This is a genomic window from Pseudomonas oligotrophica, from assembly GCF_021726475.1.
GTDB classification, from domain to species: domain Bacteria; phylum Pseudomonadota; class Gammaproteobacteria; order Pseudomonadales; family Pseudomonadaceae; genus Stutzerimonas; species Stutzerimonas oligotrophica.
On record NZ_JAKJRU010000004.1, the window covers coordinates 15,737 to 39,042 of the forward strand.

Sequence of the window (23,306 nt, forward strand, 5' to 3'; positions counted from 1 at the left end):
ATTGGCCCGTTTTCGCGGGCTGGAATGGCGGGCATTGTCACTTATTTCGCAGGGCCAGGCCACCGCCGCACGGAGTGGTTCCGGTTGGGTTTTCAACACAAAGTGGAGAGATCACCTTGGTAGAGTACGTAGTTTCCCTCGATAAGCTCGGCAACCATGATGTTGAGCGGGTAGGGGGCAAGAACGCCTCCCTGGGCGAGATGATCAGCAACCTCGCCGGTGCCGGGGTCAGCGTACCGGGCGGTTTCGCCACCACTGCTCAGGCCTATCGTGACTTCCTCGAGCAGAGCGGACTGAACGACCGTATCCACGAAGTGCTCGATTCGCTGGACGTGGATGACGTCAACGCCCTGGCCAAGGCCGGTGCACAGATCCGCCAGTGGGTCATGGACGCCGAATTCCCTGCCCAGCTCGATGCCGACATCCGCAAGGCCTTCGCCGAGATGGCCAATGGCAACGACCACATGGCCGTCGCCGTGCGCTCCTCGGCTACCGCCGAAGACCTGCCGGACGCCTCCTTCGCCGGCCAGCAGGAGACCTTTCTCAACATCCGTGGCGTGGACAACGTGATCCGCGCGGCCAAGGAAGTCTTCGCTTCGCTGTTCAACGACCGTGCCATCGCCTACCGCGTGCACCAGGGCTTCGACCACAAGTTGGTTGCCCTGTCCGCCGGCGTGCAGCGCATGGTGCGTTCGGAGACCGGCACCGCCGGCGTGATGTTCACCCTCGATACCGAGTCCGGCTTCCGTGACGTGGTGTTCGTCACCGGCGCCTACGGCCTGGGCGAGACCGTGGTGCAGGGCGCGGTCAACCCGGACGAGTTCTACGTGCACAAGCAGACCCTGGAGGCCGGTCGCCCGGCGATCCTGCGTCGCAACCTGGGCAGCAAGGCGATCAAGATGGTCTATGGCGACGAAGCCAAGGCCGGCAAGTCGGTCAAGACCGTGGAAGTCGACGCCGCCGATCGCGCGCGCTTCTGCCTGAGCGACGAGGAGGTCACCAACCTTGCCAAGCAGGCGATGATCATCGAGAAGCACTACGGCCGCCCGATGGACATCGAGTGGGCCAAGGACGGTGACGACGGCAAGCTGTACATCGTCCAGGCGCGTCCGGAAACCGTGAAGAGCCGCAGCAGCGCCAACGTGATGGAGCGCTACCTGCTGAAGGAAAAGGGCACCGTGCTGGTCGAGGGCCGTGCCATCGGCCAGCGCATCGGCGCCGGCCCGGTCAAGGTCATCCACGACGTCAGCGAGATGGACAAGGTCCAGCCGGGCGACGTGCTGGTCTCCGACATGACCGACCCGGACTGGGAGCCGGTGATGAAGCGCGCCAGCGCGATCGTCACCAACCGCGGCGGGCGCACCTGCCACGCGGCGATCATCGCCCGTGAGCTGGGCATTCCGGCGGTGGTGGGCTGCGGCAACGCCACCGAGCTGTTGAAGGACGGCCAGCGCGTGACCGTGTCCTGCGCCGAGGGCGATACCGGCCTGATCTTCGACGGCGAGCTGGGCTTCGACATCCGCCAGAACTCTATCGACGCCATGCCGGAACTGCCGTTCAAGATCATGATGAACGTCGGCAACCCGGACCGCGCCTTCGATTTCGCCCACCTGCCCAACGAGGGTGTCGGCCTGGCGCGCCTTGAATTCATCATCAACCGCATGATCGGCGTGCACCCCAAGGCACTGCTGAACTTCGACGGTCTGCCCGCCGATGTGAAGAACAGTGTCGAGAAGCGCATCGCCGGCTACGGCGATCCGGTCGACTTCTACGTCGAGAAGCTGGTCGAGGGCGTCAGTACCCTGGCCGCGGCGTTCTGGCCGAAGAAGGTCATCGTGCGGCTGTCGGACTTCAAGTCCAACGAGTATGCCAACCTGATCGGCGGCAAGCTGTACGAGCCCGAGGAAGAGAACCCGATGCTCGGCTTCCGCGGCGCGTCGCGCTACATCAGCGATTCCTTCCGCGACTGCTTCGAGCTGGAATGCCGGGCGATGAAGAAGGTTCGCGACGTGATGGGCCTGACCAACGTCGAGCTGATGGTGCCCTTCGTGCGCACCCTGGGCGAAGCCTCGCAGGTGGTCGACCTGCTCGCCCAGTACGGCCTCAAGCGCGGCGAGAACGGCCTGCGCGTGATCATGATGTGCGAGCTGCCGTCCAATGCGCTGCTGGCCGACGAGTTCCTCGAGTATTTCGACGGCTTCTCCATCGGCTCGAACGACATGACCCAGCTGACCCTCGGCCTGGACCGTGACTCGGGCATCATCGCGCACCTGTTCGACGAGCGTAATCCGGCGGTCAAGAAGCTGCTGGCCAACGCCATCCAGGCGTGCAACAAGGCCGGCAAGTACATCGGCATCTGCGGCCAGGGCCCGTCCGACCATCCGGACCTGGCCAAGTGGCTGATGGAGCAGGGCATCGAGAGCGTTTCGCTGAATCCCGATTCGGTGCTCGATACCTGGTTCTTCCTCGCAGAAGGCAACATCTGAGCGTGATCGACAGGGCGGTTTTCCGCCCTGTCGTTTTTCTGCCGTCGCGGCGGCGATCGCGGTTGTCGCAGCGTTCTCGATGCCGCATGGCGCGATCCGACAAGGGCTTTACCCGCAAAAGGAGCTTCTTCATGCAATACGTCACCCCCGATCTGTGCGACGCCTATCCCGAGCTGGTCCAGGTTGTCGAGCCGATCTTCAGCAACTTCGGTGGGCGGGATTCCTTCGGTGGCCAGATCGTCACCATCAAGTGCTTCGAGGACAACTCGCTGGTCAAGGAGCAGGTCGACACCGACGGCTCCGGCAAGGTGCTGGTGGTCGACGGCGGTGGTTCGCTGCGTCGCGCGCTGCTGGGTGACATGCTGGCCGAGAAGGCCGCCCGCAACGGCTGGGAAGGCCTGGTGATCTACGGCTGCGTGCGTGACGTCGATGTGCTGGCGCAGACCGATCTCGGCGTGCAGGCACTCGCCAGCCATCCGATGAAGACCGACAAGCGCGGCATCGGCGACCTCAACGTCGCGGTGACCTTCTGCGGCGTGACCTTCCGTCCCGGCGAGTATGTGTATGCCGACAACAACGGCATCATCGTTTCTCCCCAGGCGCTGAAGATGCCCGAATAAGCAGCGGACATCTGTTCGAACCGGCCCGGCTCTGCCGGGCTTTTCGCATCTGAAGAGGACACATTCCGTGGTGCAGGACGATCTACAGGGCTTGGTGCATGCGTTCGTGCTCGATGGCCGCGGCGGGGCGCGTTCGATCGGCTTTGCCCAGCTGGCGGAGCTGGCCCTGGGCGAAGGTGAAAGCCTCTGGCTGCACTGGGACCGCAGCCATCCGGGTGCGCAGCGCTGGTTGCGCGAGCGCAGCGGGCTGAGCGAGTTCGCCTGCGACGTGCTGCTCGAGGAAAACACGCGGCCGCGCCTGCTGCCGTTGTCCGACGAGCAACTGCTGCTGTTCCTGCGCGGGGTCAACCTCAACCCTGACGCGGCGCCGGAGGACATGATCTCGCTGCGCATATTCGCCGACCGGCAGCGGGTCATCTCGCTGCGCCTGCGTCCGCTGCGCTCCACCGAGACAGTCATCCGTTTGCTGGAGGAAGGCCGCGGGCCGCGAGCGGCTTCGGAAGTACTGGTCTATCTCGCCGATGCGATGACCGACCGCGTCGACGACCTGGTCGCCGATTTCGCCGAGCATGTCGATAGCGAGGAGGAGCGGCTCGAGTTGGACGAGCGCTACCGGCCCGAGCACGACGACATGCTGTCGCTGCGGCGCCGCGCGGCCAGCCTGCGGCGCTTTCTGCTGCCCCAGCGCGAGATCTATGCGCAGCTGGCGCGCAATCGCCTGAGCTGGTTCGTCGAAGACGATACCGACTACTGGAACGAGCTGAGCAACCGGCTGGTGCGCTACCTGGAAGAGCTCGACCTAGTGCGCGAGCGCATCAACCTCGTGCTCGAGGCGGAGCAGCGGCGACTCAGCGAACGCATGAACCGGACCATGTACCTGCTGGGTATCATCACCGGCTTCTTCCTGCCCATGAGCTTCCTCACGGGCCTGCTGGGCATCAACGTCGGTGGCATGCCGGGCGCCGAGAATCCCTACGGATTCGCCATCGCCTGCGGCCTGATCGCCTCGATCGCGGTGTTCCAATGGTGGCTGTTTCGCCGCCTGCGCTGGCTGTAAATGTGACCAGGCTGGCAAGCAGGCCGTCTAGGCGACATATCCCGTGAGGTATTCATGCACGATCCCTTCGAAGAATCCCTGCGCGACCTGCTCAACCAGTCTTCCGCGCACGATGACGGCGCCAGCCTCGGGCGGGTGCTCAAGACGGCGAATCGCCAGGTCGGCGCCGGGGATCTGTTCGGCCTGTTCGGCCGCTGTGCGCAGGCGCTGTTGATCGCACTCAACAGCGGGGCGGGGCATGTCGCGCCGGTCAGCCGCCGTCGTTCATCCACTTCTTCTTTCGATAAGGTCGACTGATCATGGAATTCGATCCCTGGACTCAAAGCCTGCTGTCCGCCATGAGCTCGCTGTGGGGCTCGGTGGCGGCCTTCATCCCTCGCTTGTTCGGCGCGCTGGTGGTGGTCCTGCTGGGCTTCGTGGTCGCCAAGCTGCTCGATACGCTGCTGTCGAAAGTGCTGGCGAAGATAGGTCTGGATCGCCTGATGGCCGGTACCGGGCTGACCAAGCTGCTCGGCCGTGCCGGCATCCGCGTGCCAGTGTCGACGCTGGTGGGCAAGATCGTTTATTGGTTCGTCCTGCTGATCTTCCTCGTTTCGGCTGCCGAATCGCTGGGCCTGGAGCGGGTCTCCTCGACCCTCGATGTGCTCGCCCTGTACGTGCCGAAGGTGCTCGGTGCCGCACTGATCCTGCTGGTCGGCATGCTCCTGGCGCAGTTGGTGAGCGGTCTGGTCCGCGGTGCGGCCGAAGGCGTGGGGATCGATTATGCGCACGGCCTGGCACGTGTAGCCCAAGGCCTGGTGATCATCATCGGTATCTCGGTCGCCGTCGGGCAACTGGAAGTCAAGACCGAGCTGCTCAATTACGTCATCGCCATCGTGCTGATCACCTTCGGCCTGGCGGTGGCCCTGGCGGTCGGTCTCGGCAGTCGTGAACTGGTCGGCCAGATCCTGGCGGGCATCTACGTGCGCGAGCTGTACGAGGTGGGCCAGCGCGTGCGCCTGGGCGATCTCGAGGGCGAAATCGAGGAGATCGGCACGGTCAAGACGCTGCTGCTGCTCGACGACGGCGAGCTCGCCTCGGTGGCCAACAAGGTGTTGCTGGAGCAGCGGGTAAGCAGTCGCTGACCTGGTTCTCTGGTAAACTATGCCGCCATTTTCCAGCATCTGATTGGCGGCCCTGGCAGGCTGCCGGCTCGAAGCGTCTTGACTAAACCCCACTCGACCTCCGCGCGCTACAACCCTCGCGAGCTCACCGATGAAGAGCTGGTCGAGCGGGCGCGTGCCGAGCTGTTTCATATAACCCGCGCATACGAAGAGTTGATGCGGCGCTACCAGCGCACCTTGTTCAATGTCTGCGCCCGTTATCTGGGAAATGATCGCGATGCAGATGATGTATGTCAGGAAGTGATGTTGAAAGTGCTGTACGGCCTCAAGACCTTCGAAGGAAAATCGAAGTTCAAGACTTGGCTATATAGCATTACCTATAACGAGTGCATCACCCAATACCGCAAGGAGCGACGCAAACGGCGCTTGCTCGATGCGCTTAGCCTGGATCCCGTGGAAGAGGCGTCCGAGGAGAAGGCGCCGAAGCTCGAAGAGAAGGGCGGGTTGGATAGATGGTTGGTACATGTGAATCCAATCGATCGCGAGATACTCGTGCTGCGTTTTGTCGCAGAACTCGAATTCCAAGAAATTGCCGATATCATGCACATGGGTCTGAGCGCGACGAAGATGCGCTACAAGCGCGCATTGGATAAGTTGCGGCAGAATTTTTCGGAACCTTCCGAAACTTAGCCGTGATTTGCTGTCTTAAGCACTAGCGAACAGCTAGGGTAAACGACAGCCGGTCTCCTTGATTGTTCTGACTCAAACCACCAGATGGGGATTTACGGATGAAACTGAAAAACACCTTGGGCGTTGTCATTGGTTCCGTCGTCGCAGCCACTTCCTTCGGCGCATTCGCCCAGGGGCAGGGCGCGGTCGAACTGGAAGGCTTCGGCAAGCACTATTTCTCCGACAGCTCGCGCGGCTTCGAAGATGAAGGCGAACTGTACGGCGCCGGCGCCAGCTACTTCCTGACCGACGACGTCTCTCTCGGCCTGTCGTATGGCGAATACCACGACGTCACCTCGGACGATCCGGTCAACGGCAGCCACAAGGACATCAAGGGCAGCCTGACCTCCCTCGACGCGGCCTATCACTTCGGCCAGCCCGGCGTCGGCCTGCGTCCCTACGTTTCCGCCGGCCTCGCCCACCAGAGCATCGGCCAGGCTGCGCGCAGCGGTCGTGACCACAGCACCTTCGCCAACATCGGTGCGGGCCTGAAGTACTACTTCACCGAGAACCTGTTCGCCAAGGCGAGCGTCGACGGCATGCACAACATCGACGCCGGCGAGAGCGAGTGGATGGCCGGTGTAGGTGTCGGTGTCAACTTCGGTGGCGGTGCCCGCCAACAGGTCGCGGCCGTCGAGCCGACCCCGGAGCCGGCCCCGGCCCCGATCGTCGACAATGAGCCGGAGCCGGCTCCGGAAGTCGTGCGTGTCGAGCTGGACGTCAAGTTTGACTTCGACAAGTCCCGTGTCCGCGAGGAAAGCTACGCCGACATCAAGAACCTGGCTGACTTCATGCAGCAGTATCCGCAGACCAGCACCACCGTCGAAGGTCACACCGACTCGGTGGGTACCGACCAGTACAACCAGCGTCTGTCCGAGCGTCGCGCCCAGGCCGTCCGTGAAGTGCTGGTCAACCAGTACGGCGTCGAAGGCAATCGCGTGGACTCGGTTGGCTACGGTGAGAGCCGTCCGGTCGCCGACAATGCCACCGAGCAGGGTCGTCAGATCAACCGTCGCGTAGAAGCCGAAGTAGAAGCTCAGGTCCAGTAAGACCTGCCGCTGTTTCGATGACCCGGCCTTGCGCCGGGTCATCGAGAGCACAGAGCGCCCGTGTCCCAGGACACGGGCGTTTTCGTTTCTGCGGCCGGGAGCTGGGTCGCCCGGTGCCGATGCTCGGAAAACAAAACGCCCCGCACAGGGTTGCCTGTGCGGGGCGCCAGAGAGCCAGGAATCGCCCCGCCGAAGCGGGGCGAACCTGTCGGCTCAGACCTCTACGACCGCGATCTTGGCCTTCTCCGCGGCTTCGCGGAACTCGGCGATCTGGTCGAAGGACAGGTAGCGGTAGATATCGGCAGCCATGCTGTCGATGTTCTTCGCGTACTCCATGTACTCCTCGACGGTCGGCAGCTTGCCAAGGATGGAAGCCACGGCAGCCAGCTCGGCCGAAGCCAGGTAGACGTTGGTCGCGTCGCCCAGGCGGTTCGGGAAGTTACGGGTCGAGGTCGAAACCACGGTCGAACCGGTCTGTACACGAGCCTGGTTACCCATGCACAGCGAGCAGCCCGGCATTTCCATGCGCGCGCCAGCCTTGCCGTAGATGCCGTAGTAGCCCTCCTCGGTCAGCTGGTGGGCGTCCATCTTGGTCGGCGGGGCCAGCCACAGGCGGGTCGGAATGCCGCCCTTGACCTTGTCCAGCAGCTTGCCGGCGGCGCGGAAGTGACCGATGTTGGTCATGCAGGAACCGATGAACACCTCGTCGATCTTGTCGCCGGCGACGGTGGACAGCAGGCGGGCGTCGTCCGGATCGTTCGGTGCGCAGAGCACCGGCTCCTTGACTTCGGCCAGGTCGATTTCGATGACCGCGGCGTACTCGGCGTCCTTGTCGGCTTCCAGCAGTTGCGGGTTGGCCAGCCAGGCTTCCATCGCCTGGGCGCGACGCTCCAGGGTGCGGGCATCGCCGTAGCCTTCGCTGATCATCCAGCGCAGCAGGGTGATGTTGGACTTCAGGTACTCGGCGATCGACTCTTCCGGCAGCTTGATGGTGCAGCCGGCAGCCGAACGCTCGGCCGAGGCGTCGGACAGCTCGAACGCCTGCTCGACGGTCAGGTTGTTCAGGCCTTCGATCTCGAGGATGCGGCCGGAGAAGATGTTCTTCTTGCCCTTCTTCTCGACGGTCAGCAGGCCAGCCTGGATGGCGTAGTAGGGGATGGCATGGACCAGGTCACGCAGGGTGATGCCCGGCTGCATTTCGCCCTTGAAGCGCACCAGTACCGACTCCGGCATGTCCAGCGGCATGACGCCGGTGGCTGCGGCGAAGGCGACCAGGCCGGAACCGGCCGGGAAGGAGATGCCGATCGGGAAGCGGGTGTGCGAGTCGCCACCGGTACCGACGGTATCGGGCAGCAGCATGCGGTTCAGCCAGCTGTGGATGATGCCGTCGCCCGGACGCAGGGATACACCGCCGCGGGTCATGATGAAGTCCGGCAGGGTGTGGTGGGTGTTGACGTCGATCGGCTTCGGATAGGCCGCGGTGTGGCAGAAGGACTGCATCACCAGGTCGGCGGAGAAGCCCAGGCAGGCCAGGTCCTTCAGCTCGTCGCGGGTCATCGGGCCGGTGGTGTCCTGGGAGCCGACGGTGGTCATCTTCGGCTCGCAGTAGGTGCCCGGGCGCACGCCCTGGCCTTCCGGCAGGCCGCAGGCGCGACCGACCATCTTCTGGGCGAGGGAGAAGCCCTTGCCGCTGTCGGCCGGAGCAACCGGCTTCTTGAACAGGGTGGACGGCTCCAGGCCGAGTTCGGCACGGGCCTTCTCGGTCAGGCCGCGGCCGATGATCAGCGGGATGCGGCCGCCGGCGCGGACTTCGTCCAGCAGCACGTCGGTCTTCAGTGCGAAGGTGGTGACCAGCTCGTCGCTGTCATGACGGCGCACTTCGCCCTTGGTCGGGTATACGTCGATGACGTCGCCCATGCCCAGGTTGGTGCAGTCGAATTCGATCGGCAGGGCGCCGGCGTCTTCCATGGTGTTGTAGAAGATCGGGGCGATCTTGGTGCCGAAGCAGAAGCCACCGGCGCGCTTGTTCGGAACGAAGGGGATGTCGTCGCCGAAGAACCACAGCACCGAGTTGGTGGCGGACTTGCGCGAAGAACCGGTGCCGACCACGTCGCCGACATAGGCAACCGGGAAGCCCTTGGCCTTGACGGCTTCGATCTGCTGCAGCGGGCCAACCACGCCCGGCTGCACCGGCTCGATGCCGTCGCGGGCCATCTTCAGCATGGCCAGGGCGTGCAGCGGGATGTCGGGGCGCGACCAGGCGTCCGGAGCGGGGGACAGGTCGTCGGTGTTGGTTTCGCCCGGAACCTTGAACACGGTCAGGGTGATCTTTTCCGGGACGGCCGGCTTGGCCAGGAACCACTCGCCTTCGGCCCAGGACTGCAGCACGGCCTTGGCGGCTTCGTTGCCGTTCTTGGCGCGCTCGGCGACGTCATGGAAGGCGTCGAACATTAGCAGGGTGTGCTTGAGCTGTTCGGCGGCAGTGCCGGCCAGCTCGGCGTTGTCCAGCAGCTCGACCAGGGTGGCGATATTGTAGCCGCCCTGCATGGTGCCCAGCAGCTCGACGGCGCGGGCCTTGCTGATCAGCGGAGAGGTGGCTTCGCCCTTGGCGATGGCGGTCAGGAAGCCGGCCTTGACGTAGGCGGCTTCGTCAACACCCGCGGGGACGCGGTTGGTGATCAGGTCGACCAGAAATTCTTCTTCGCCTGCCGGCGGGTTCTTCAGCAGCTCGACCAGGCCGGCGGTCTGCTCGGCATTCAGCGGCTGGGGCACGACGCCCTGGGCGGCACGCTCTTCTACGTGTTTGCGATAGGCTTCAAGCACAGTTTTTACCCTCATCATTGGTCCCTTGGGTGTCTCGGGACGCGCATCCGGAAGCTGTTTTCAAAGTTTTACGTGCTTGGCCGGGCCGGACGGCAGGAGGGGGTCTGCGTATCCGGCTCAGCGAGGCAAGAACTGTGCTCGTGACGCTTTGAAAACAGCTTCTTGTGGACTATGGCGCCTAAAACGGCGGAGCGATTCTAAAGGAATGGGCCGGCAAAGTTAAGTCGAGGCCCGGGCGGCCCCAGGCCTGGCAGTGCGGGTCGCGGCAGCGGTCGCACGGTCGCGGGCCGCTGCTGGCGCGGAGTCGCGGCGATTGCCAAGTACCGGCGGCAGGCCGCGGGAGGTGACCTCGGTAGGACAAAAGTCTAAGATGCGCGGCCGGTTTCCCGCCTGTTTGCCTCCATGTCCGATCAGCGAATCAAAACCCCTTGCGTCGGCCTCTGCTCGACCGTCTACGGCGATCTGGTCTGCCGCGGCTGCAAGCGGTTCCATCACGAAGTGGTGAACTGGAACGCCTATTCGGCCGAAGAGAAGCGGGCGGTCTGGTTGCGTCTCGAGGTGCTGCTCGCCCAGGTGGTCGCGGCCAAGCTGGAGGTGTTCGACGAACAATTGCTGCGCAGCCAGCTCGAAGCCCGGCAGATCCGCTTCGTCGCCGAGCAGTCGGTGTACTGCTGGGCCTACCAGTTGATTGCCCGAGGTGCGCGGCTGATCCAGCAGCTCGAGGCCTATGGGATCGGCTTGTTGCCGGAGTTCCGCGACTGGCCGCTGCCGCAGCTGCGCGATGCGATCGATCGGGAGTTCTTCCTGCTGTCCGAGGCACACTACGAGCGCTACATCGCGCCGCGTTTTCTGCTCGAGGGGACCGATATTCGCGTCTGAGCGGGAGCGCCCGGCGCGGCCGGGCGCATTCGCCTCAGTGCCTGACCAGTTCTTCCAAGTGGTCGATGATGTCATCGGGCTTGAGCACCAGCACGTCGCTTTCCAGGGCGTCCAGCACCACTTCGGCGGTATTGCCCATCAATGCGCCGGAGAAACCCGTTCGAGCGACGGTGCCGATGATGGTCACCACGGCCTTGAGCTGCTGGCCGACGCGGGGGATCAGCGCGTCGGCCGGGCCTTCTTCGATGTGCAGGCGCTCGTCGGGGATGCCGAACTCGGCCTGGAAGCGCTTGCAAGCCTCGCGGTAGCGCGCCTCGATGGTTTCCTTGAGCTGGAAGGCGGGGTCGGCGGCCGACAGCATTGGCGAGGGGTGGGCGCTCAGCACGTGCAGCGAGCCATCGGCCAGCTCGGCGATTTCGTAGCCATGGTTGACGATGGTTGCGTGCAGGGTGCGGTGTTCTTCGTCCGCGTTGCCGACATCCACGGCGGCGAGGATGTTCCCGCCGCGCCAGGGGGTGTCCGTCTTCACCATCAGCACGGGGCACGGGCAATAGCGCAGCAGCTTCCAGTCGTCCGGTGTCAGCAGGGCGCGCTTGAGCGGGTTGTCCGGGACGTGCTGCTTGATCACCAGGCCGCAGCCTTCGGCCTGTTGAACGGTGATGATGGTCTGGTGCAGCGAGTCATGCCAGGCCTGCTGGGTCGTCACGCTGTGGCCCTCGTCCTCGAGCTGGGCGCGCAGTGACTCGAGGTGGGCGCTGTGGTCGTGCTTGCCGTCGCAGACCAGCAGATGCAGGCGCGACTGGTTGACGCTGGCAATCAGATGCGCACGCTTCAATGCGAGCGATTGCGGCAGATGGGGATCGATTACCACGAGAATGCAGCGAATGGCTAGCATGATCGGCTCCGTTTCCTTGTCCGTGCGGGTCACTATAGTCAATCGATCGGGCGTTCGGCTGATGCAGGTCAAGCGCGACTGGTCCGGTCGTGGCGCATTCGTATAATGCGCGCCACCAGCTCCGGCCGCGACAGTCCGCGGCTGCCAATTACGCCTATGAATACGACGGGTTCGCCATGCTTTCTGATCTGAATGAATTCCTCGGTTGCGCCACGCCGGACGCCTGGGTCGAGGTAGCGCTGGCCAATCAGGAGATCATGCTGATCGACCATGGCAACTGCGAGAAGAAGGCCGCTGGCACCGCCTTCCAGCTGATGTTCCGCTATGTGGACAAGCCCGACCTGCAGAACAAGATGTCGCGCCTGGCGCGCGAGGAACTCCGGCATTTCGAGCAGGTGCTGGCGATCCTGCGCAAGCGCAACATTGCGCTGCGCAACGTCAGTTCCTCACGCTATGCGGCGGGGCTGCGCGAGCTGGTACGCAACCACGAGCCCTTCCGGCTGACCGACACGCTGGTGATCGGCGCCTTCATCGAGGCGCGGTCATGCGAGCGCTTCGCCAAGCTGGTCCCGCACCTGGACGAGGAGCTGGGCAAGTTCTATCACGGCTTGCTCAAGTCCGAAGCCAGGCATTTCCAGGACTACCTCAAGCTGGCCTACCAGTATGGCGATGCGGCCGACGTCGACGCGACGGTCGCCAGGGTGCGCCAGCGTGAGCGTGAACTGGTGGAGGGCGCCGACGGCGAGTTCCGCTTCCATAGCGGCGTCCCGCAGCTGGCATGAGCTACTGCAGCGGGAAGGGGGCCTGGCGCAGGCCGTTCTCGTCGGCTTCCAGCGCCCAGCCCTGACTGTCCCAGTCGCCCAGGACGATGCGTCGGGCCGGTCGGCCATCGATCTGCAATGCATGCACTGCCGGGCGGTGGGTGTGGCCATGGATCAGGGTGCTGACACCGTGCGTGCGCATCAGGCGCAGGACTTCTTCGGGCGTCACGTCGACGATGTCGTCGGCTTTCAAGCGTGTCTGCGTGCGGCTTTCGCTGCGCAGTTTGCGCGCCAGTTTCCGGCGGCTGGCCAGCGGCAGGTTGCGTAGCAGGAACAGGCTGACTGGATTGCGCAGCCAGCGGCGCATGCGCATGTAGGCTTCGTCACGGGTGCAGAGCAGGTCGCCATGGCTGAGCAGGACCGGCTCGCCGGCGAGCGTGACGAGGCAGGGGTCGGCCAGCAACGCGCAGCGTGCCAGGCGGCAGAAACCCTTGCCTAGCAGGAAGTCCCGGTTGCCGTGCATCAGGTAGACCCGCGTGCCGGTCTCGGCCAGTCGGGCCAGGGCGGTGGCGATCGAATGCTGGAAGGGCGTCATGCCGTCATCGCCGATCCAGACTTCGAAGAAGTCCCCGAGTATGTAGAGCGCCTCGGCGTGCCGTGCGCGCTCATCGAGGAAACGCAGAAACGCCCGGCTGATGTCCGGGCGTTCTTCTTGCAGGTGCAGATCGGAGATGAACAGGATCACTCGATGATCTCGGCCTTCTCGATCACCACGTCATCGACCGGTACGTCCTGGTGGCCGGACTTCATGGTGGTGGGGACGTTCTTGATCTTCTCCACCACGTCCATGCCCTCGACGACTTCGCCGAACACCGCGTAGCCCCAGCCCTGCACGGTCGGTGCACTGTGGTCGAGGAAGTCGTTGTCCTTCACGTTGATGAAGAACTGCGCGGAGGCCGAATGCGGCTCCATGGTGCGGGCCATGGCGATGGTGCCGGCCTTGTTGGAAAGACCGTTGTTGGCCTCGTTCTTGATCGGCTTGCGGGTCGCCTTCTGCTTCATGCCCGCTTCGAAGCCGCCGCCCTGGATCATGAAGTTGCTGATCACGCGGTGGAAGACGGTGCCATCGTAGTGGCCGCTCTTGACGTACTCCTTGAAGTTGGCCGTGGTTTCCGGCGCCTTGTCTTCGAAGAGCTTGATGATGATGTCGCCGAAGTTGGTCTGCAGTTTGATCATGGGAAGTTTCCGTAGTCGGTGGTCGCAAGGCGGGTGAACGGCAGAGGCGTTAGCCAGGCGCGGCGCATTGCTCTGTCAGGGGGTTGACGGGTCCGTTATGATAAGCCCTTTGTTTTGGCCGGCCTACCCTGAGCCGCATCGCAGACATTCAAGGACACCATGAGCAAGCCTACCGTCGAAAAAGCCGCCAACTTCCTGCGCCCGATCGTCCAGGCCGATCTGGACAGCGGCAAGCACACCAAGATCATCACCCGCTTCCCGCCGGAGCCCAATGGCTACCTGCACATCGGACACGCCAAGTCGATCTGCCTGAACTTCGGCCTGGCCGAGGAGTTCGGTGGTGAGTGCAACCTGCGCTTCGACGACACCAACCCGGCCAAGGAAGACCAGGAATACATCGACGCCATCAAGGCCGACGTCGAATGGCTGGGCTTCTCGTGGGCTGGCGAAGAGCGCTATGCCTCCGATTATTTCGACCAGTTGCATGAATGGGCCGTCCACCTGATCAAGACCGGCAAGGCCTTCGTCTGCGACCTCAATGCCGAGCAGATGCGCGCCTACCGCGGCAGCCTGACCGAGCCGGGCAAGAACAGCCCGTTCCGCGAGCGCAGCGTCGAGGAGAATCTCGATCTGTTCGCCCGCATGAAGGCCGGCGAGTTCCCGGATGGCGCCCGTTCGCTGCGCGCCAAGATCGACATGGCCTCGCCGAACATCAACCTGCGCGACCCGATTCTCTACCGCATCCGCCATGCCCATCACCACCAGACCGGCGACAAGTGGTGCATCTACCCGAGCTATGACTTCACCCACGGCCAGTCCGACGCCATCGAAGGCATCACCCACTCGATCTGCACCCTGGAGTTCGAGGACCATCGCCCGCTCTACGAGTGGTTCCTCGCCAACCTGCCGGTGCCGACGCAGCCGCGCCAGTACGAATTCGCGCGGCTGAACCTGAACTACACCATCACCAGCAAGCGCAAGCTCAAGCAGCTGGTCGATGAGAAGCACGTATCCGGCTGGGACGACCCGCGTATGTCGACCCTCTCCGGATACCGTCGCCGCGGCTACACCCCGGCGTCGATCCGCGCCTTCTGCGACATGATCGGCGTCAACCGCGCCGGCGGCCTGGTCGACATCGGCATGCTGGAGTTCGCCATCCGCGAGGACCTGGACGCCAACGCCGCGCGCGCCATGTGCGTGCTCAAGCCGCTGAAGGTGGTGATCACCAACTACCCGCAAGGCCAGGTCGAGAACCTCGAGCTGCCGCGCCATCCCAAGCAGGACATGGGCGTGCGCGTGCTGCCGTTCTCCCGCGAGATCTACATCGACGCCAGCGACTTCGAGGAAGTCCCGCCGGCCGGCTACAAGCGCCTGATCCCCGGCGGCGAAGTGCGCCTGCGCGGCAGCTACGTGATCCGCGCCGACGAGGCCGTGAAGGACGAGCAGGGCAATATCGTCGAACTGCGTTGCAGCTACGACGAGAACACCCTGGGCAAGAACCCGGAAGGCCGCAAGGTCAAGGGCGTGATCCACTGGGTGCCGGCCGCCGAGAGCGTCGAGTGCGAAGTGCGCCTGTACGACCGCCTGTTCAAGTCCGCCAACCCGGAGAAGACCGACGAGGAGGGTGGCAGCTTCCTCGACAACATCAACCCGGAATCGCTGGTGGTGCTCAAGGGTTGCCGCGCCGAGCCGTCGCTGGCCAATGCCGCGCCGGAAGAGCGCTTCCAGTTCGAGCGCGAGGGCTACTTCTGCGCCGACCTGAAGGATTCGCAGCCGGGCGCCCCGGTGTTCAACCGCACCGTCACCCTGCGCGATTCCTGGGGAGCCTGAGCCATGGCGCTGTCGATCTACAACACCCTGAGCAAGAGCAAGGACGTCTTCACACCCCTGGTCGACAACCAGGTGCGCATGTACGTGTGCGGCATGACCGTCTACGACTTCTGCCACATCGGCCACGCGCGGGTGATGGTGGCGTTCGACGTGGTCGCCCGCTGGCTGCGCCATCGCGGCTATGAGCTGACCTACGTGCGCAACATCACCGACATCGACGACAAGATCATCAAGCGCGCCAACGAGAACGGCGAATCGTTCCAGGATCTGGTCGCGCGCATGATCAAAGCGATGCACGAGGATGAGGCGCGCCTCAACGTGCTGCGCCCGGACCTCGAGCCGCGCGCCACCGACCACATCGCCGGCATGCACGCGATGATCCAGACCCTGATCGACAAGGGCTTCGCCTATGCCCCGGGCAACGGCGACGTCTACTACCGGGTCGGCAAGTTCGAGGGCTACGGCAAGCTCTCAAGGCGCAAGATCGAGGACCTGAAGATCGGCGCGCGCATCGAGGTCGACGAGGCCAAGGAAGATCCGCTCGACTTCGTGCTGTGGAAGGGCGCCAAGCCGGGCGAGCCGAGCTGGGAGTCGCCCTGGGGCGCCGGGCGTCCGGGCTGGCACATCGAGTGCTCGGTGATGTCCACCTGCTGCCTGGGCGAGACCTTCGACATCCACGGCGGCGGTCCGGACCTGGTGTTCCCGCACCACGAGAACGAGATCGCGCAGAGCGAGGCGGCCACCGGCAAGCTGTACGCCAACGCCTGGATGCACGCCGGCGCGGTGCGCGTCGACGGCGAGAAGATGTCCAAATCGCTGGGCAACTTCTTCACCATCCGCGAGGTGCTGGAGAAGTACCACCCCGAGGTGGTGCGCTACCTCTTGGTGTCCAGCCACTACCGCAGCCCGATCAACTACTCCGAGGACAGCCTGCGCGAGGCCAAGGGCGCGCTGGAGCGCTTCTACAACGGCCTCAAGGGCCTGCCGGACGCTCAGCCTGCCGGCGGCGACGAGTTCGTCACGCGCTTCGGCGCGGCGATGGACGACGACTTCAACTCGCCGGAAGCCTGCGCGGTGCTGTTCGAGATGATCCGCGAGGTCAACCGCCTGCGCGAGAGCGACCTGAACGCTGCCGCCGCGCTGGCCGCGCGCCTCAAGGAACTGGCCGGCGTGCTCGGCGTGCTGCAGCTCGAGCCGGACGCCTTCCTGCAGGCCGGCGCCGCGGGCAAGGTCGACGCCGCCGCGGTCGAGGCGCTGATCGCCGCGCGCCTCGCCGCACGCGCCGAGAAGAACTGGGCCGAGTCCGACCGCATCCGCGACCAGCTCACCGCCATGGGCGTGGTGCTGGAGGACGGCAAGGGCGGCACCAGCTGGCGCCTGGCCGACTGAGCAAGCGCTGAAAAAGGAACGGCACCCGAGGGTGCCGTTCTTCATTGTTGCCTGGTCGCTTAGCTGTGCAACTGCTCGGCGGCGTGCAGCGTGTTTTCCAGCAGGCAGGCGCGGGTCATCGGGCCGACGCCGCCTGGGACCGGGGTGATCCAGCTGGCGCGCTCGGCCGCAACGGCGAAATCGACGTCGCCGACCAGGCGGCCATCGGCGAGGCGATTGATACCGACGTCGATGACGATGGCGCCCGGCTTGATCCACTCACCCTTGACCAGCCCCGGCTTGCCGACCGCGACCACCACCAGGTCGGCGCGGCGGACATGGCTTTCCAGATTCTGCGTGAAGCGATGGGTCACGGTCGTGGTACAACCGGCCAGCAGCAGTTCCAGCGCCATCGGTCGGCCGACGATGTTCGATGCCCCGACGACCACCGCATCAAGACCGTGCAGGTCGACGCCAGTGCTCTCCAGCAGCGCCATGATGCCCTTGGGCGTGCACGGGCGCAGCAGCGGCATGCGCTGGGCCAGCCGGCCGACGTTGTAGGGGTGGAAGCCGTCCACGTCCTTGTCGGGGCGGATGCGCTCGAGCAGCTGCGAGGCATCCAGGTGGGCCGGCAGCGGTAGCTGGACCAGGATGCCGTCGATCTGCGCATCCTCGTTGAGCTGATCGATCAGGGCCAGGAGCTGGTCCTGGCTGGTATCGGCGGGAAGATCGTAGGCAATGGACTTGAAGCCGACTTCCTCGCAGTCCTTGCGCTTGTGCGCGACATATACCTGGGAGGCCGGGTCGGTGCCGACCAGGATCACCGCCAGGCCAGGCACGCGCAGGCCCTGGTTGCGGCGCTCGGCCACACGGCTGGCGATACCCTGGCGAATGTTGGCGGCGATCGTTTTACCGTCGATCAGTTGTGCGGTCATGACGCTTGGTTAACCATCGGGAAGGGATTAAAAAGGAGCGGCATTCTCGCACGGCTTGCCGGGCGGGCAAAGGCATCGAGGCAGGATGGTCCTGTAACTCCTTTATCTTGCTGAATATTTTTCGCTGGCGCTGTTGACGGGCGTGCAGAGGCTCTATAACATGCGCCCCGCTTGTCGAGCACAGCCTGCTGCTGGGTAAGATGGCTGAGGGAACTTCCCGATGCCGGAGCTTCAAGTCTGCGCTCCGAACAGAATGCAGATAAAAGCGCCCGTAGCTCAGCTGGATAGAGCATCCGCCTTCTAAGCGGATGGTCGCAGGTTCGAGTCCTGCCGGGTGCGCCATTTGGTGTCTGGCACAAGCAACGAAATATGGTGGGCGTAGCTCAGTTGGTAGAGCACAGGATTGTGGCTCCTGGTGTCGTGGGTTCGATTCCCATCGTCCACCCCATATTCCAGAAGCGCCAGGCAATAGCCTGGCGTTTTCGTTTCAACCCCCCCCGTTTGCGGACGTGGTGAAATTGGTAGACACACCAGATTTAGGTTCTGGCGCCGCAAGGTGTGAGAGTTCGAGTCTCTCCGTCCGCACCATGTATTAAAGGCCCCGTAGCGACGGGGCCTTTTCGTTTCTGCCGATCACACGTACCGCACACCTTCTGCAAGAATCGGCGTCAAGGGCGAGGGCAAGCTCGTTGCTCGCGGAACCGCTGCAACACGTCTCATTGGCTGGCCCGGCCATCCCTCCGACTTATCGCGGCGCTGTGTGACTACCCAGGACGCTGTCCTTCGTGGTGTCGGGGCTGCTGCCCGCACCGGCCGCATGGGTCGATGGTGGGTCGTCCCGACGGTCACTCGGCTTCGCTGGGGCGCCGGGCGGAGCGCGATCGGGGCGGGATACGGGGGCGGCCAACGCCGCGCAATCGCGTCTGTGCCCGGCAGCCAGGATGGTGGCGAGTGCGGCAAGCCGACACCCGCCACGCTGGCCCGATCAGAAGGCCATGCCGACCTTGAACCCGTATTCGTCTCGTTCGAGTTCCGCACTGTCGGCCAGATCGTCGGTGCCTTCGAGCTGGTAGTTCGTACGGGTGTAGTAGACCCCTGCGGTGATCGGCAGCTGGCCCTCGCGGTTCATGAGCAGTGTGAGCTCGGCGTATGGGTGTGCCTTGTCCTTCAGGTCGGCGGTATCGCTGCCGACGTCATCGATCTCCAGTTCCGCTTCGCCTTCCATCGAATAGCGCGCGCCGGCCTCGAAGCGGATCAGCGAGGGACCGAAGTCGTGGTTGTACCCCAGTGCCGCCTTGGCGAAAGGCATCTTGTTGGTCAGGCGGGCCTCGTAGTCATTGTCCTCGGGCTCGAAGCGCGACCAGCTGTAACCGGCTCCTACCAAGACATCCATGTAATTGCGGGCATCCAGTGCGAAGCGCCACCCCACATCGACATCGGCCTGCGCTTCCTTCACTTCGATATCGTTCTTCTCGCCGTACTTGCCGCTGATGCCGGCCTGGTAGATCAGGCCTTGCGTACCGCTCAGCTTGTTACCGAAGTCGAGAAACAGGCCGCCCTGGCCCAGGTAGGCCTTGTCATCCGTATCGACGTCATCGGAATCGAACTGGGTTTCGTTGTAGGCGCCAAGCACACCAAGCCTTAGCAGAGGATCGCTGGTAGCCGCGAAGCCGGACAGGGGCACGCACAACACGCCGGTGGAGATGACAGAAAACGAGACTGCCCGAAGTTTGTTCATTCTTTTATCGCTCCAAAACATGCAAGGGGGCTGGGCGCGAAGGCATACCGAAACATCGGTTATCGATGGCTCGCCTGTTGCAGCCTGTTGCAAGAGTTCCTCGCGCCACTATATGACCGACCACCAGGTAAGAGCGGCTGTTCGGTCAGAAGGTCGGTCTGTTGGATATCGCCAGGTTATTTCCGATAAATGGCGGCCATGGAGGATTTAATTGGCAGTAAGTAAAAATCGGCATGCGTGGAAAGTTACCGTTCGTCTGTTTCAAGTCGATATTTATTTCCGGAGGTGGTGGCCGGTATTAACTCCGGCTCGCTTTGCCGGCTGGCTGAGTTTGATTTTTGTCAAGTTCCCGCAGGGGTAAGGATTAATCCTCCATCAGTTACGTTGAGCCGAACAAGCAAAGATATTGCTTCGCGCGAAAAAGCCTCCGGATGCAAGCTGGAAGTGCCAGGCAACCCGCCTAGACTGGGCTGTACAGGCGGCAGTGAGCGGTTGCGGGTTTTTTCCATTGCATCTATTGCCCGTTCTTCACCTCTTGCACAAGCGCCGTGGTAATTGCAGCCATGATGAGCATGAGGAGACTGCAATGCAGGTTCGAAAGCTTTACGGTCCGTTGAAAATACTGAGCGTTGTCGTGCTGCTATTGATGGCCAGTGCCATGCTCTATGCGTTCTCCATGACTCTCATCCACTGGACCGGCATCAGCGTTTGAGGGGCAGAACATGAACAATCGCCAGGCAAGATTATTCGCCGTTGCCGCCACGGGACTGTCCGCGCTTCTGTTTCTCGGGCTTACGCTGGACAGCCACCGCCAGTTTCCTGAGTTGACCAACGCCCAGGACATCACGCCGCAAGTGCGGCACGGCATGGACGTGTGGCACAAGTACAACTGCATCAACTGCCACACGCTGTTCGGGGAAGGCGCCTATTACGCCCCGGATCTGACGAAAATCACCCAGCACCGCGGCGAGCCGTATCTGAAGGCCTACATGCGCGACCCTTCGCGCTTCTACAACGAACAGACCCACCGCCGGCTGATGCCGCGGCAGGACCTGGCCGAAGACGAGATCAGCGACCTGATCGCCTTTCTCGACTGGGTCAGCAAGGTCGACAACCAGGGCTGGCCACCGCGGCCGATCCTCGTCACCGGCAGCTTCGCGCCAGGCGCCGCGACGCTTGCGGCTGCCGGCAGCAGCGGCCAGACGCCGACCGGGGCGCGGCCGGTGGATGCCGGTGACGACCCACGGGCGCTCGGCGAGCAGCTGTTCAAGACCGCGACGCCGGCCTGCAATGCCTGTCATTCCACCGTGCCGGGTGCGGACATGGCCGGGCCTTCGCTCGCCGGGATCGGTACGCGGGCGGCGCAGACCGTGGCCTCGCCGGACTACCACGGCAAGGCTAAAGACGCCGGCGGCTACATCCGCGAATCGATCCTGTCGCCCAGCGCCCACATCGTGCCCGGCGAGATGTATTCGGCCGACGGCACTTCGTTCATGCCCACCGGCTACGGGCAGAGCCTGTCGGACGAACAGGTCGGGCAGCTGGTGGCCTTTCTCGAAACCCTCAAGTAACCGCGAAGGGCCGCGGCCGCGGGCCGACCCAGCCAGATCAAGGGGAGACTACGATGCGCTATCAGTCCCAATCGGTGGCCTATTGGTACTTCGCCGTCGCGATGGTGCTGTTCGGCCTGCAGCTGGTGTTCGGCCTGCTCTCGGCCACCAAGTACATCGGCCCGGACCCACTGCTGTACATCCTGCCGTTCGACGTGACCAAGGTGATCCATACGAACTTGCTGATCGTCTGGGTGCTGACCGGCTTCATGGGCGCGACCTACTGGATGATTCCCGAGGAATCGCGTACCGAACTGCACAGCACGCGGCTGGCGTACATCCAGCTGGGGCTGTGGACGCTGATGGGCGTCACCGCGATCATCGGCTACCTGTTTCGCTACGGCACCGGCAACAAGCTGCTCGAGCAGCCGCTGCCGCACAAGATCGTCATCGTCATCTGCATGTTGATCTTCCTCTACAACGTCGGCATGACCATCCGCAAGGCGCGGCGCTTCACCACCACCGAGGCGGTGCTGATGATCGGCTTCGTCAGCGCGGCGCTGCTTTACCTGCCGGCGCTGCTGCATTACGAGAACTACACCGTGTCGATCTTCTACCGCTGGTGGACCATCCACCTGTGGGTCGAGGGCGTGTGGATGATGATCATGGGCGGGTTTCTGGCCTACCTGCTGATCCGCCTGTCCGGCGCCGACCGCGAGGTGATGGAGAAGTGGCTGTACGTGATCGTCGGGCTGGTGTTCATCGCCGGGATCCTGGGCACCGCGCACCACTATTACTGGGTCGGCGTCCCCAGCTACTGGCTGCCGATCGGCGGGCTGTTCAGCGCGCTCGAGCCGCTGGCGCTGGTCGGCATGGCCGCCTATGCCTACGGTGCGATCCGCCGTTCGGGGCTGGCCCACCCGAATACGCTGGCGCTGCACTGGACGATCGGCAGCGCGGTGTTCTCGCTGTTCGGCGCCGGCCTGCTGGGCCTGGCGCATACCTGGCCGAGCGTGAACAAGTGGACCCACGGCACCCTGATCACCGCCATGCACGGGCATGCCGCCTTCTATGGCGCCTACGCGATGATCGTGCTGGCGATGATCAGCTATGCGCTGCCGTCGCTGACCGGCGGGCGCCGCGAGCAGGGCAGCACGCTGGGCTACTGGGCGTTCTGGCTGCAGATCAGCGGCATGTTCGGTATGACGCTGTCGTTCGCCACCGCCGGCATCGCGCAGGTCTACCTGGAGCGGATCATGGGCATGGGCTATCTCGATGCGCAGCTCAAGATCCAGATTCACTTCGTCATGCTGATCGCCACGGCCTCGCTGTTCACCGTGGGCGTGGCGCTGTTCATCTATGACTTCTTCCGCCACGCGCCACGCCTGGTGGTCGATGAGCCTGCCTCCGCGCCGGCGCCGGTGCGTTCGGCATGAACCTGCCGGAGCAACCGACCGCGCTGCGCCCCCATGAGGAACCTTTCTATCTGCCCGTGGGCGACGAGGTGGCGCTGTTCGAGCGCTGCCATGCACGTGGACTGGCGGTGATGCTCAAGGGCCCGACCGGCTGCGGCAAGACGCGTTTCATCGAGTACATGGCCTGGCGCCTCGGCCGGCCGCTGGTGACCATCGCCTGCCATGACGACCTGTCGGCCAGCGACCTGATCGGCCGATTCCTGATCCGCCATGACGGCACCGCCTGGCAGGATGGGCCCTTGACCCGAGCGGTGCGCGAAGGCGCCATCTGTTACATGGACGAGGTCGTCGAGGCGCGGCAGGACACTGTCGTGGTGCTGCATGCGCTGACCGATCACCGTCGCCTGTTGCCGATCGACAAGACCGGCGAGCTGCTGCAGGCCCCGCCCGGGTTCCAGCTCGTGGTGTCCTACAACCCCGGCTACCAGCGCATGCTCAAGGACCTCAAGCCCAGCACCCGTCAGCGCTTCGTGGCGCTGGACCTGGGCTTTCCGGATGCCGACCGCGAGGCCTGCATCGTCCAGCGCGAAAGCGGGGTCGATGCGCCCACGGCGCGTTCGCTGGTCGCCCTGGCGCAGCGGCTGCGGGCGCTGCGTGACCGCGGCCTGAGCGAAGTGCCGAGCACCCGGCTGCTGGTCGCTGCCGGTGCGCTTTGCGCGCAGGGCATCGAGATTCGCGCGGCCTGCCTGGCGGCGATCGTTTCGCCGCTGTCGGACGACGAAACCCTGGTCGACGCGATGCGCGATCTGGTCGACGGCACCTTCATCTAGCC

The 23,306-nt window shown here is 64.0% G+C and carries 21 protein-coding genes and 3 tRNA genes; 18 read left to right on the plus strand and 6 right to left on the minus strand.

The window, feature by feature from the left end; all coding sequences use genetic code 11:
* Positions 1-116: 116 nt before the first annotated feature.
* The 7 genes from ppsA to L3N39_RS09535 all read left to right on the plus strand — a co-directional run bounded on the left by ppsA (position 117) and on the right by L3N39_RS09535 (position 7,044).
* A complete protein-coding gene (gene ppsA, locus L3N39_RS09505; protein WP_237257096.1) occupies positions 117-2,486 on the plus strand; it encodes a phosphoenolpyruvate synthase in 2,370 nt (789 codons plus the stop codon).
* Between the two features lie 131 nt (positions 2,487-2,617).
* Positions 2,618-3,106, plus strand: a complete 489-nt coding sequence (gene rraA / locus L3N39_RS09510) for a ribonuclease E activity regulator RraA (protein ID WP_237257097.1) — start codon at positions 2,618-2,620, stop codon at positions 3,104-3,106.
* A gap of 70 nt (positions 3,107-3,176) precedes the next feature.
* The gene (locus tag L3N39_RS09515) at positions 3,177-4,163 is read left to right on the plus strand and encodes a zinc transporter ZntB (RefSeq protein WP_237257098.1); all 987 of its coding nucleotides are present in this window, start codon (positions 3,177-3,179) and stop codon (positions 4,161-4,163) included.
* A gap of 54 nt (positions 4,164-4,217) precedes the next feature.
* Positions 4,218-4,460, plus strand: a complete 243-nt coding sequence (locus L3N39_RS09520) for a CrfX protein (protein ID WP_237257099.1) — start codon at positions 4,218-4,220, stop codon at positions 4,458-4,460.
* Positions 4,461-4,462: 2 nt separating this feature from the next.
* Positions 4,463-5,287: a mechanosensitive ion channel family protein gene (locus L3N39_RS09525; protein WP_237257100.1), complete on the plus strand. Its 825-nt coding sequence runs from the start codon at positions 4,463-4,465 to the stop codon at positions 5,285-5,287.
* Positions 5,288-5,365: 78 nt separating this feature from the next.
* Positions 5,366-5,956 (plus strand): RNA polymerase sigma factor SigX, encoded by a 591-nt coding sequence (sigX, locus tag L3N39_RS09530; protein ID WP_237257101.1) that lies wholly within the window; start codon positions 5,366-5,368, stop codon positions 5,954-5,956.
* Between the two features lie 98 nt (positions 5,957-6,054).
* A complete protein-coding gene (locus L3N39_RS09535; RefSeq protein ID WP_237257102.1) occupies positions 6,055-7,044 on the plus strand; it encodes an OmpA family protein in 990 nt (329 codons plus the stop codon).
* A gap of 213 nt (positions 7,045-7,257) precedes the next feature.
* Here the strand turns inward: L3N39_RS09535 and acnB are convergent, their stop codons facing one another.
* Entirely contained in the window at positions 7,258-9,867 is a 2,610-nt protein-coding gene (acnB, locus tag L3N39_RS09540) for a bifunctional aconitate hydratase 2/2-methylisocitrate dehydratase (RefSeq protein ID WP_237257103.1), read from the minus strand.
* Between the two features lie 402 nt (positions 9,868-10,269).
* Between acnB and L3N39_RS09545 the strand changes: the two genes are divergently transcribed.
* A complete protein-coding gene (locus L3N39_RS09545) occupies positions 10,270-10,746 on the plus strand; it encodes a DUF1289 domain-containing protein (protein WP_237257104.1) in 477 nt (158 codons plus the stop codon).
* 34 nt (positions 10,747-10,780) lie between these two features.
* On the opposite strand, the gene L3N39_RS09550 is transcribed toward L3N39_RS09545, so the two are convergent.
* Positions 10,781-11,641 (minus strand): universal stress protein, encoded by an 861-nt coding sequence (locus tag L3N39_RS09550; protein WP_237257105.1) that lies wholly within the window; start codon positions 11,639-11,641, stop codon positions 10,781-10,783.
* Positions 11,642-11,817: 176 nt separating this feature from the next.
* Between L3N39_RS09550 and L3N39_RS09555 the strand changes: the two genes are divergently transcribed.
* Positions 11,818-12,423 carry a MiaE family protein gene (locus L3N39_RS09555; protein ID WP_237257106.1) on the plus strand — a complete coding sequence of 202 codons (606 nt, stop codon included), beginning with the start codon at positions 11,818-11,820 and terminating at the stop codon, positions 12,421-12,423.
* A gap of 1 nt (position 12,424) precedes the next feature.
* Here L3N39_RS09555 and lpxH read toward each other — a convergent pair whose 3' ends face one another.
* Entirely contained in the window at positions 12,425-13,147 is a 723-nt protein-coding gene (lpxH, locus tag L3N39_RS09560; protein WP_237257107.1) for a UDP-2,3-diacylglucosamine diphosphatase, read from the minus strand.
* The gene (locus L3N39_RS09565; protein ID WP_237257108.1) at positions 13,144-13,638 is read right to left on the minus strand and encodes a peptidylprolyl isomerase; all 495 of its coding nucleotides are present in this window, start codon (positions 13,636-13,638) and stop codon (positions 13,144-13,146) included. The genes lpxH and L3N39_RS09565 overlap by 4 nt, the downstream gene beginning before the upstream one ends.
* Before the next feature lie 159 nt (positions 13,639-13,797).
* On the opposite strand from L3N39_RS09565, the gene L3N39_RS09570 reads away from it, so the two are divergent.
* Both L3N39_RS09570 and cysS read left to right on the plus strand, forming a co-directional pair.
* The gene (locus L3N39_RS09570) at positions 13,798-15,468 is read left to right on the plus strand and encodes a glutamine--tRNA ligase/YqeY domain fusion protein (protein WP_237257109.1); all 1,671 of its coding nucleotides are present in this window, start codon (positions 13,798-13,800) and stop codon (positions 15,466-15,468) included.
* Positions 15,469-15,471: 3 nt separating this feature from the next.
* Positions 15,472-16,857, plus strand: a complete 1,386-nt coding sequence (gene cysS, locus L3N39_RS09575; RefSeq protein WP_237257110.1) for a cysteine--tRNA ligase — start codon at positions 15,472-15,474, stop codon at positions 16,855-16,857.
* 59 nt (positions 16,858-16,916) lie between these two features.
* Here cysS and folD read toward each other — a convergent pair whose 3' ends face one another.
* Positions 16,917-17,771 carry a bifunctional methylenetetrahydrofolate dehydrogenase/methenyltetrahydrofolate cyclohydrolase FolD gene (gene folD / locus L3N39_RS09580; protein WP_237257111.1) on the minus strand — a complete coding sequence of 285 codons (855 nt, stop codon included), beginning with the start codon at positions 17,769-17,771 and terminating at the stop codon, positions 16,917-16,919.
* 265 nt (positions 17,772-18,036) lie between these two features.
* Between folD and L3N39_RS09585 the strand changes: the two genes are divergently transcribed.
* The 3 genes from L3N39_RS09585 to L3N39_RS09595 all read left to right on the plus strand — a co-directional run bounded on the left by L3N39_RS09585 (position 18,037) and on the right by L3N39_RS09595 (position 18,359).
* Positions 18,037-18,113 (plus strand) — tRNA-Arg (locus tag L3N39_RS09585).
* Positions 18,114-18,143: 30 nt separating this feature from the next.
* Positions 18,144-18,219: transfer RNA gene (locus L3N39_RS09590), tRNA-His, on the plus strand.
* Between the two features lie 55 nt (positions 18,220-18,274).
* Positions 18,275-18,359, plus strand: a tRNA-Leu gene (locus L3N39_RS09595).
* A 397-nt stretch (positions 18,360-18,756) separates the two neighbouring features.
* Here the strand turns inward: L3N39_RS09595 and L3N39_RS09600 are convergent.
* Positions 18,757-19,509, minus strand: a complete 753-nt coding sequence (locus L3N39_RS09600; RefSeq protein WP_237257112.1) for an outer membrane beta-barrel protein — start codon at positions 19,507-19,509, stop codon at positions 18,757-18,759.
* Between the two features lie 586 nt (positions 19,510-20,095).
* Here L3N39_RS09600 and L3N39_RS18895 point away from each other — a divergent pair.
* Genes L3N39_RS18895 through L3N39_RS09615 form a run of 4 tightly spaced genes read left to right on the plus strand, consistent with a single transcriptional unit; the run spans position 20,096 to position 23,304 of the window.
* Positions 20,096-20,221 (plus strand): hypothetical protein, encoded by a 126-nt coding sequence (locus L3N39_RS18895; protein WP_284691936.1) that lies wholly within the window; start codon positions 20,096-20,098, stop codon positions 20,219-20,221.
* 10 nt (positions 20,222-20,231) lie between these two features.
* Positions 20,232-21,080 (plus strand): c-type cytochrome, encoded by an 849-nt coding sequence (locus L3N39_RS09605; protein WP_061339614.1) that lies wholly within the window; start codon positions 20,232-20,234, stop codon positions 21,078-21,080.
* Positions 21,081-21,133: 53 nt separating this feature from the next.
* The gene (locus tag L3N39_RS09610) at positions 21,134-22,495 is read left to right on the plus strand and encodes a cbb3-type cytochrome c oxidase subunit I (RefSeq protein ID WP_237257113.1); all 1,362 of its coding nucleotides are present in this window, start codon (positions 21,134-21,136) and stop codon (positions 22,493-22,495) included.
* Positions 22,492-23,304 (plus strand): CbbQ/NirQ/NorQ/GpvN family protein, encoded by an 813-nt coding sequence (locus L3N39_RS09615; protein WP_237257114.1) that lies wholly within the window; start codon positions 22,492-22,494, stop codon positions 23,302-23,304. Before L3N39_RS09610 ends, L3N39_RS09615 begins: the two co-directional genes overlap by 4 nt.
* Positions 23,305-23,306 lie beyond the last annotated feature (2 nt).

Bases quoted from the DNA above. Each gene is read 5' to 3' on its own strand.
- rraA (WP_237257097.1), top strand. From the start codon at position 2,618: ATGCAATACGTCACCCCCGATCTGTGCGACGCCTATCCCGAGCTGGTC.
- L3N39_RS09605 (WP_061339614.1), top strand. From the start codon at position 20,232: ATGAACAATCGCCAGGCAAGATTATTCGCCGTTGCCGCCACGGGACTG.
- L3N39_RS18895 (WP_284691936.1), top strand. From the start codon at position 20,096: ATGCAGGTTCGAAAGCTTTACGGTCCGTTGAAAATACTGAGCGTTGTC.
- L3N39_RS09615 (WP_237257114.1), top strand. From the start codon at position 22,492: ATGAACCTGCCGGAGCAACCGACCGCGCTGCGCCCCCATGAGGAACCT.
- folD (WP_237257111.1), bottom strand. From the start codon at position 17,771: ATGACCGCACAACTGATCGACGGTAAAACGATCGCCGCCAACATTCGC.
- L3N39_RS09535 (WP_237257102.1), top strand. From the start codon at position 6,055: ATGAAACTGAAAAACACCTTGGGCGTTGTCATTGGTTCCGTCGTCGCA.
- cysS (WP_237257110.1), top strand. From the start codon at position 15,472: ATGGCGCTGTCGATCTACAACACCCTGAGCAAGAGCAAGGACGTCTTC.
- L3N39_RS09600 (WP_237257112.1), bottom strand. From the start codon at position 19,509: ATGAACAAACTTCGGGCAGTCTCGTTTTCTGTCATCTCCACCGGCGTG.
- L3N39_RS09525 (WP_237257100.1), top strand. From the start codon at position 4,463: ATGGAATTCGATCCCTGGACTCAAAGCCTGCTGTCCGCCATGAGCTCG.
- L3N39_RS09570 (WP_237257109.1), top strand. From the start codon at position 13,798: ATGAGCAAGCCTACCGTCGAAAAAGCCGCCAACTTCCTGCGCCCGATC.
- L3N39_RS09520 (WP_237257099.1), top strand. From the start codon at position 4,218: ATGCACGATCCCTTCGAAGAATCCCTGCGCGACCTGCTCAACCAGTCT.
- L3N39_RS09610 (WP_237257113.1), top strand. From the start codon at position 21,134: ATGCGCTATCAGTCCCAATCGGTGGCCTATTGGTACTTCGCCGTCGCG.
- L3N39_RS09565 (WP_237257108.1), bottom strand. From the start codon at position 13,638: ATGATCAAACTGCAGACCAACTTCGGCGACATCATCATCAAGCTCTTC.
- L3N39_RS09545 (WP_237257104.1), top strand. From the start codon at position 10,270: ATGTCCGATCAGCGAATCAAAACCCCTTGCGTCGGCCTCTGCTCGACC.
- L3N39_RS09550 (WP_237257105.1), bottom strand. From the start codon at position 11,641: ATGCTAGCCATTCGCTGCATTCTCGTGGTAATCGATCCCCATCTGCCG.
- L3N39_RS09555 (WP_237257106.1), top strand. From the start codon at position 11,818: ATGCTTTCTGATCTGAATGAATTCCTCGGTTGCGCCACGCCGGACGCC.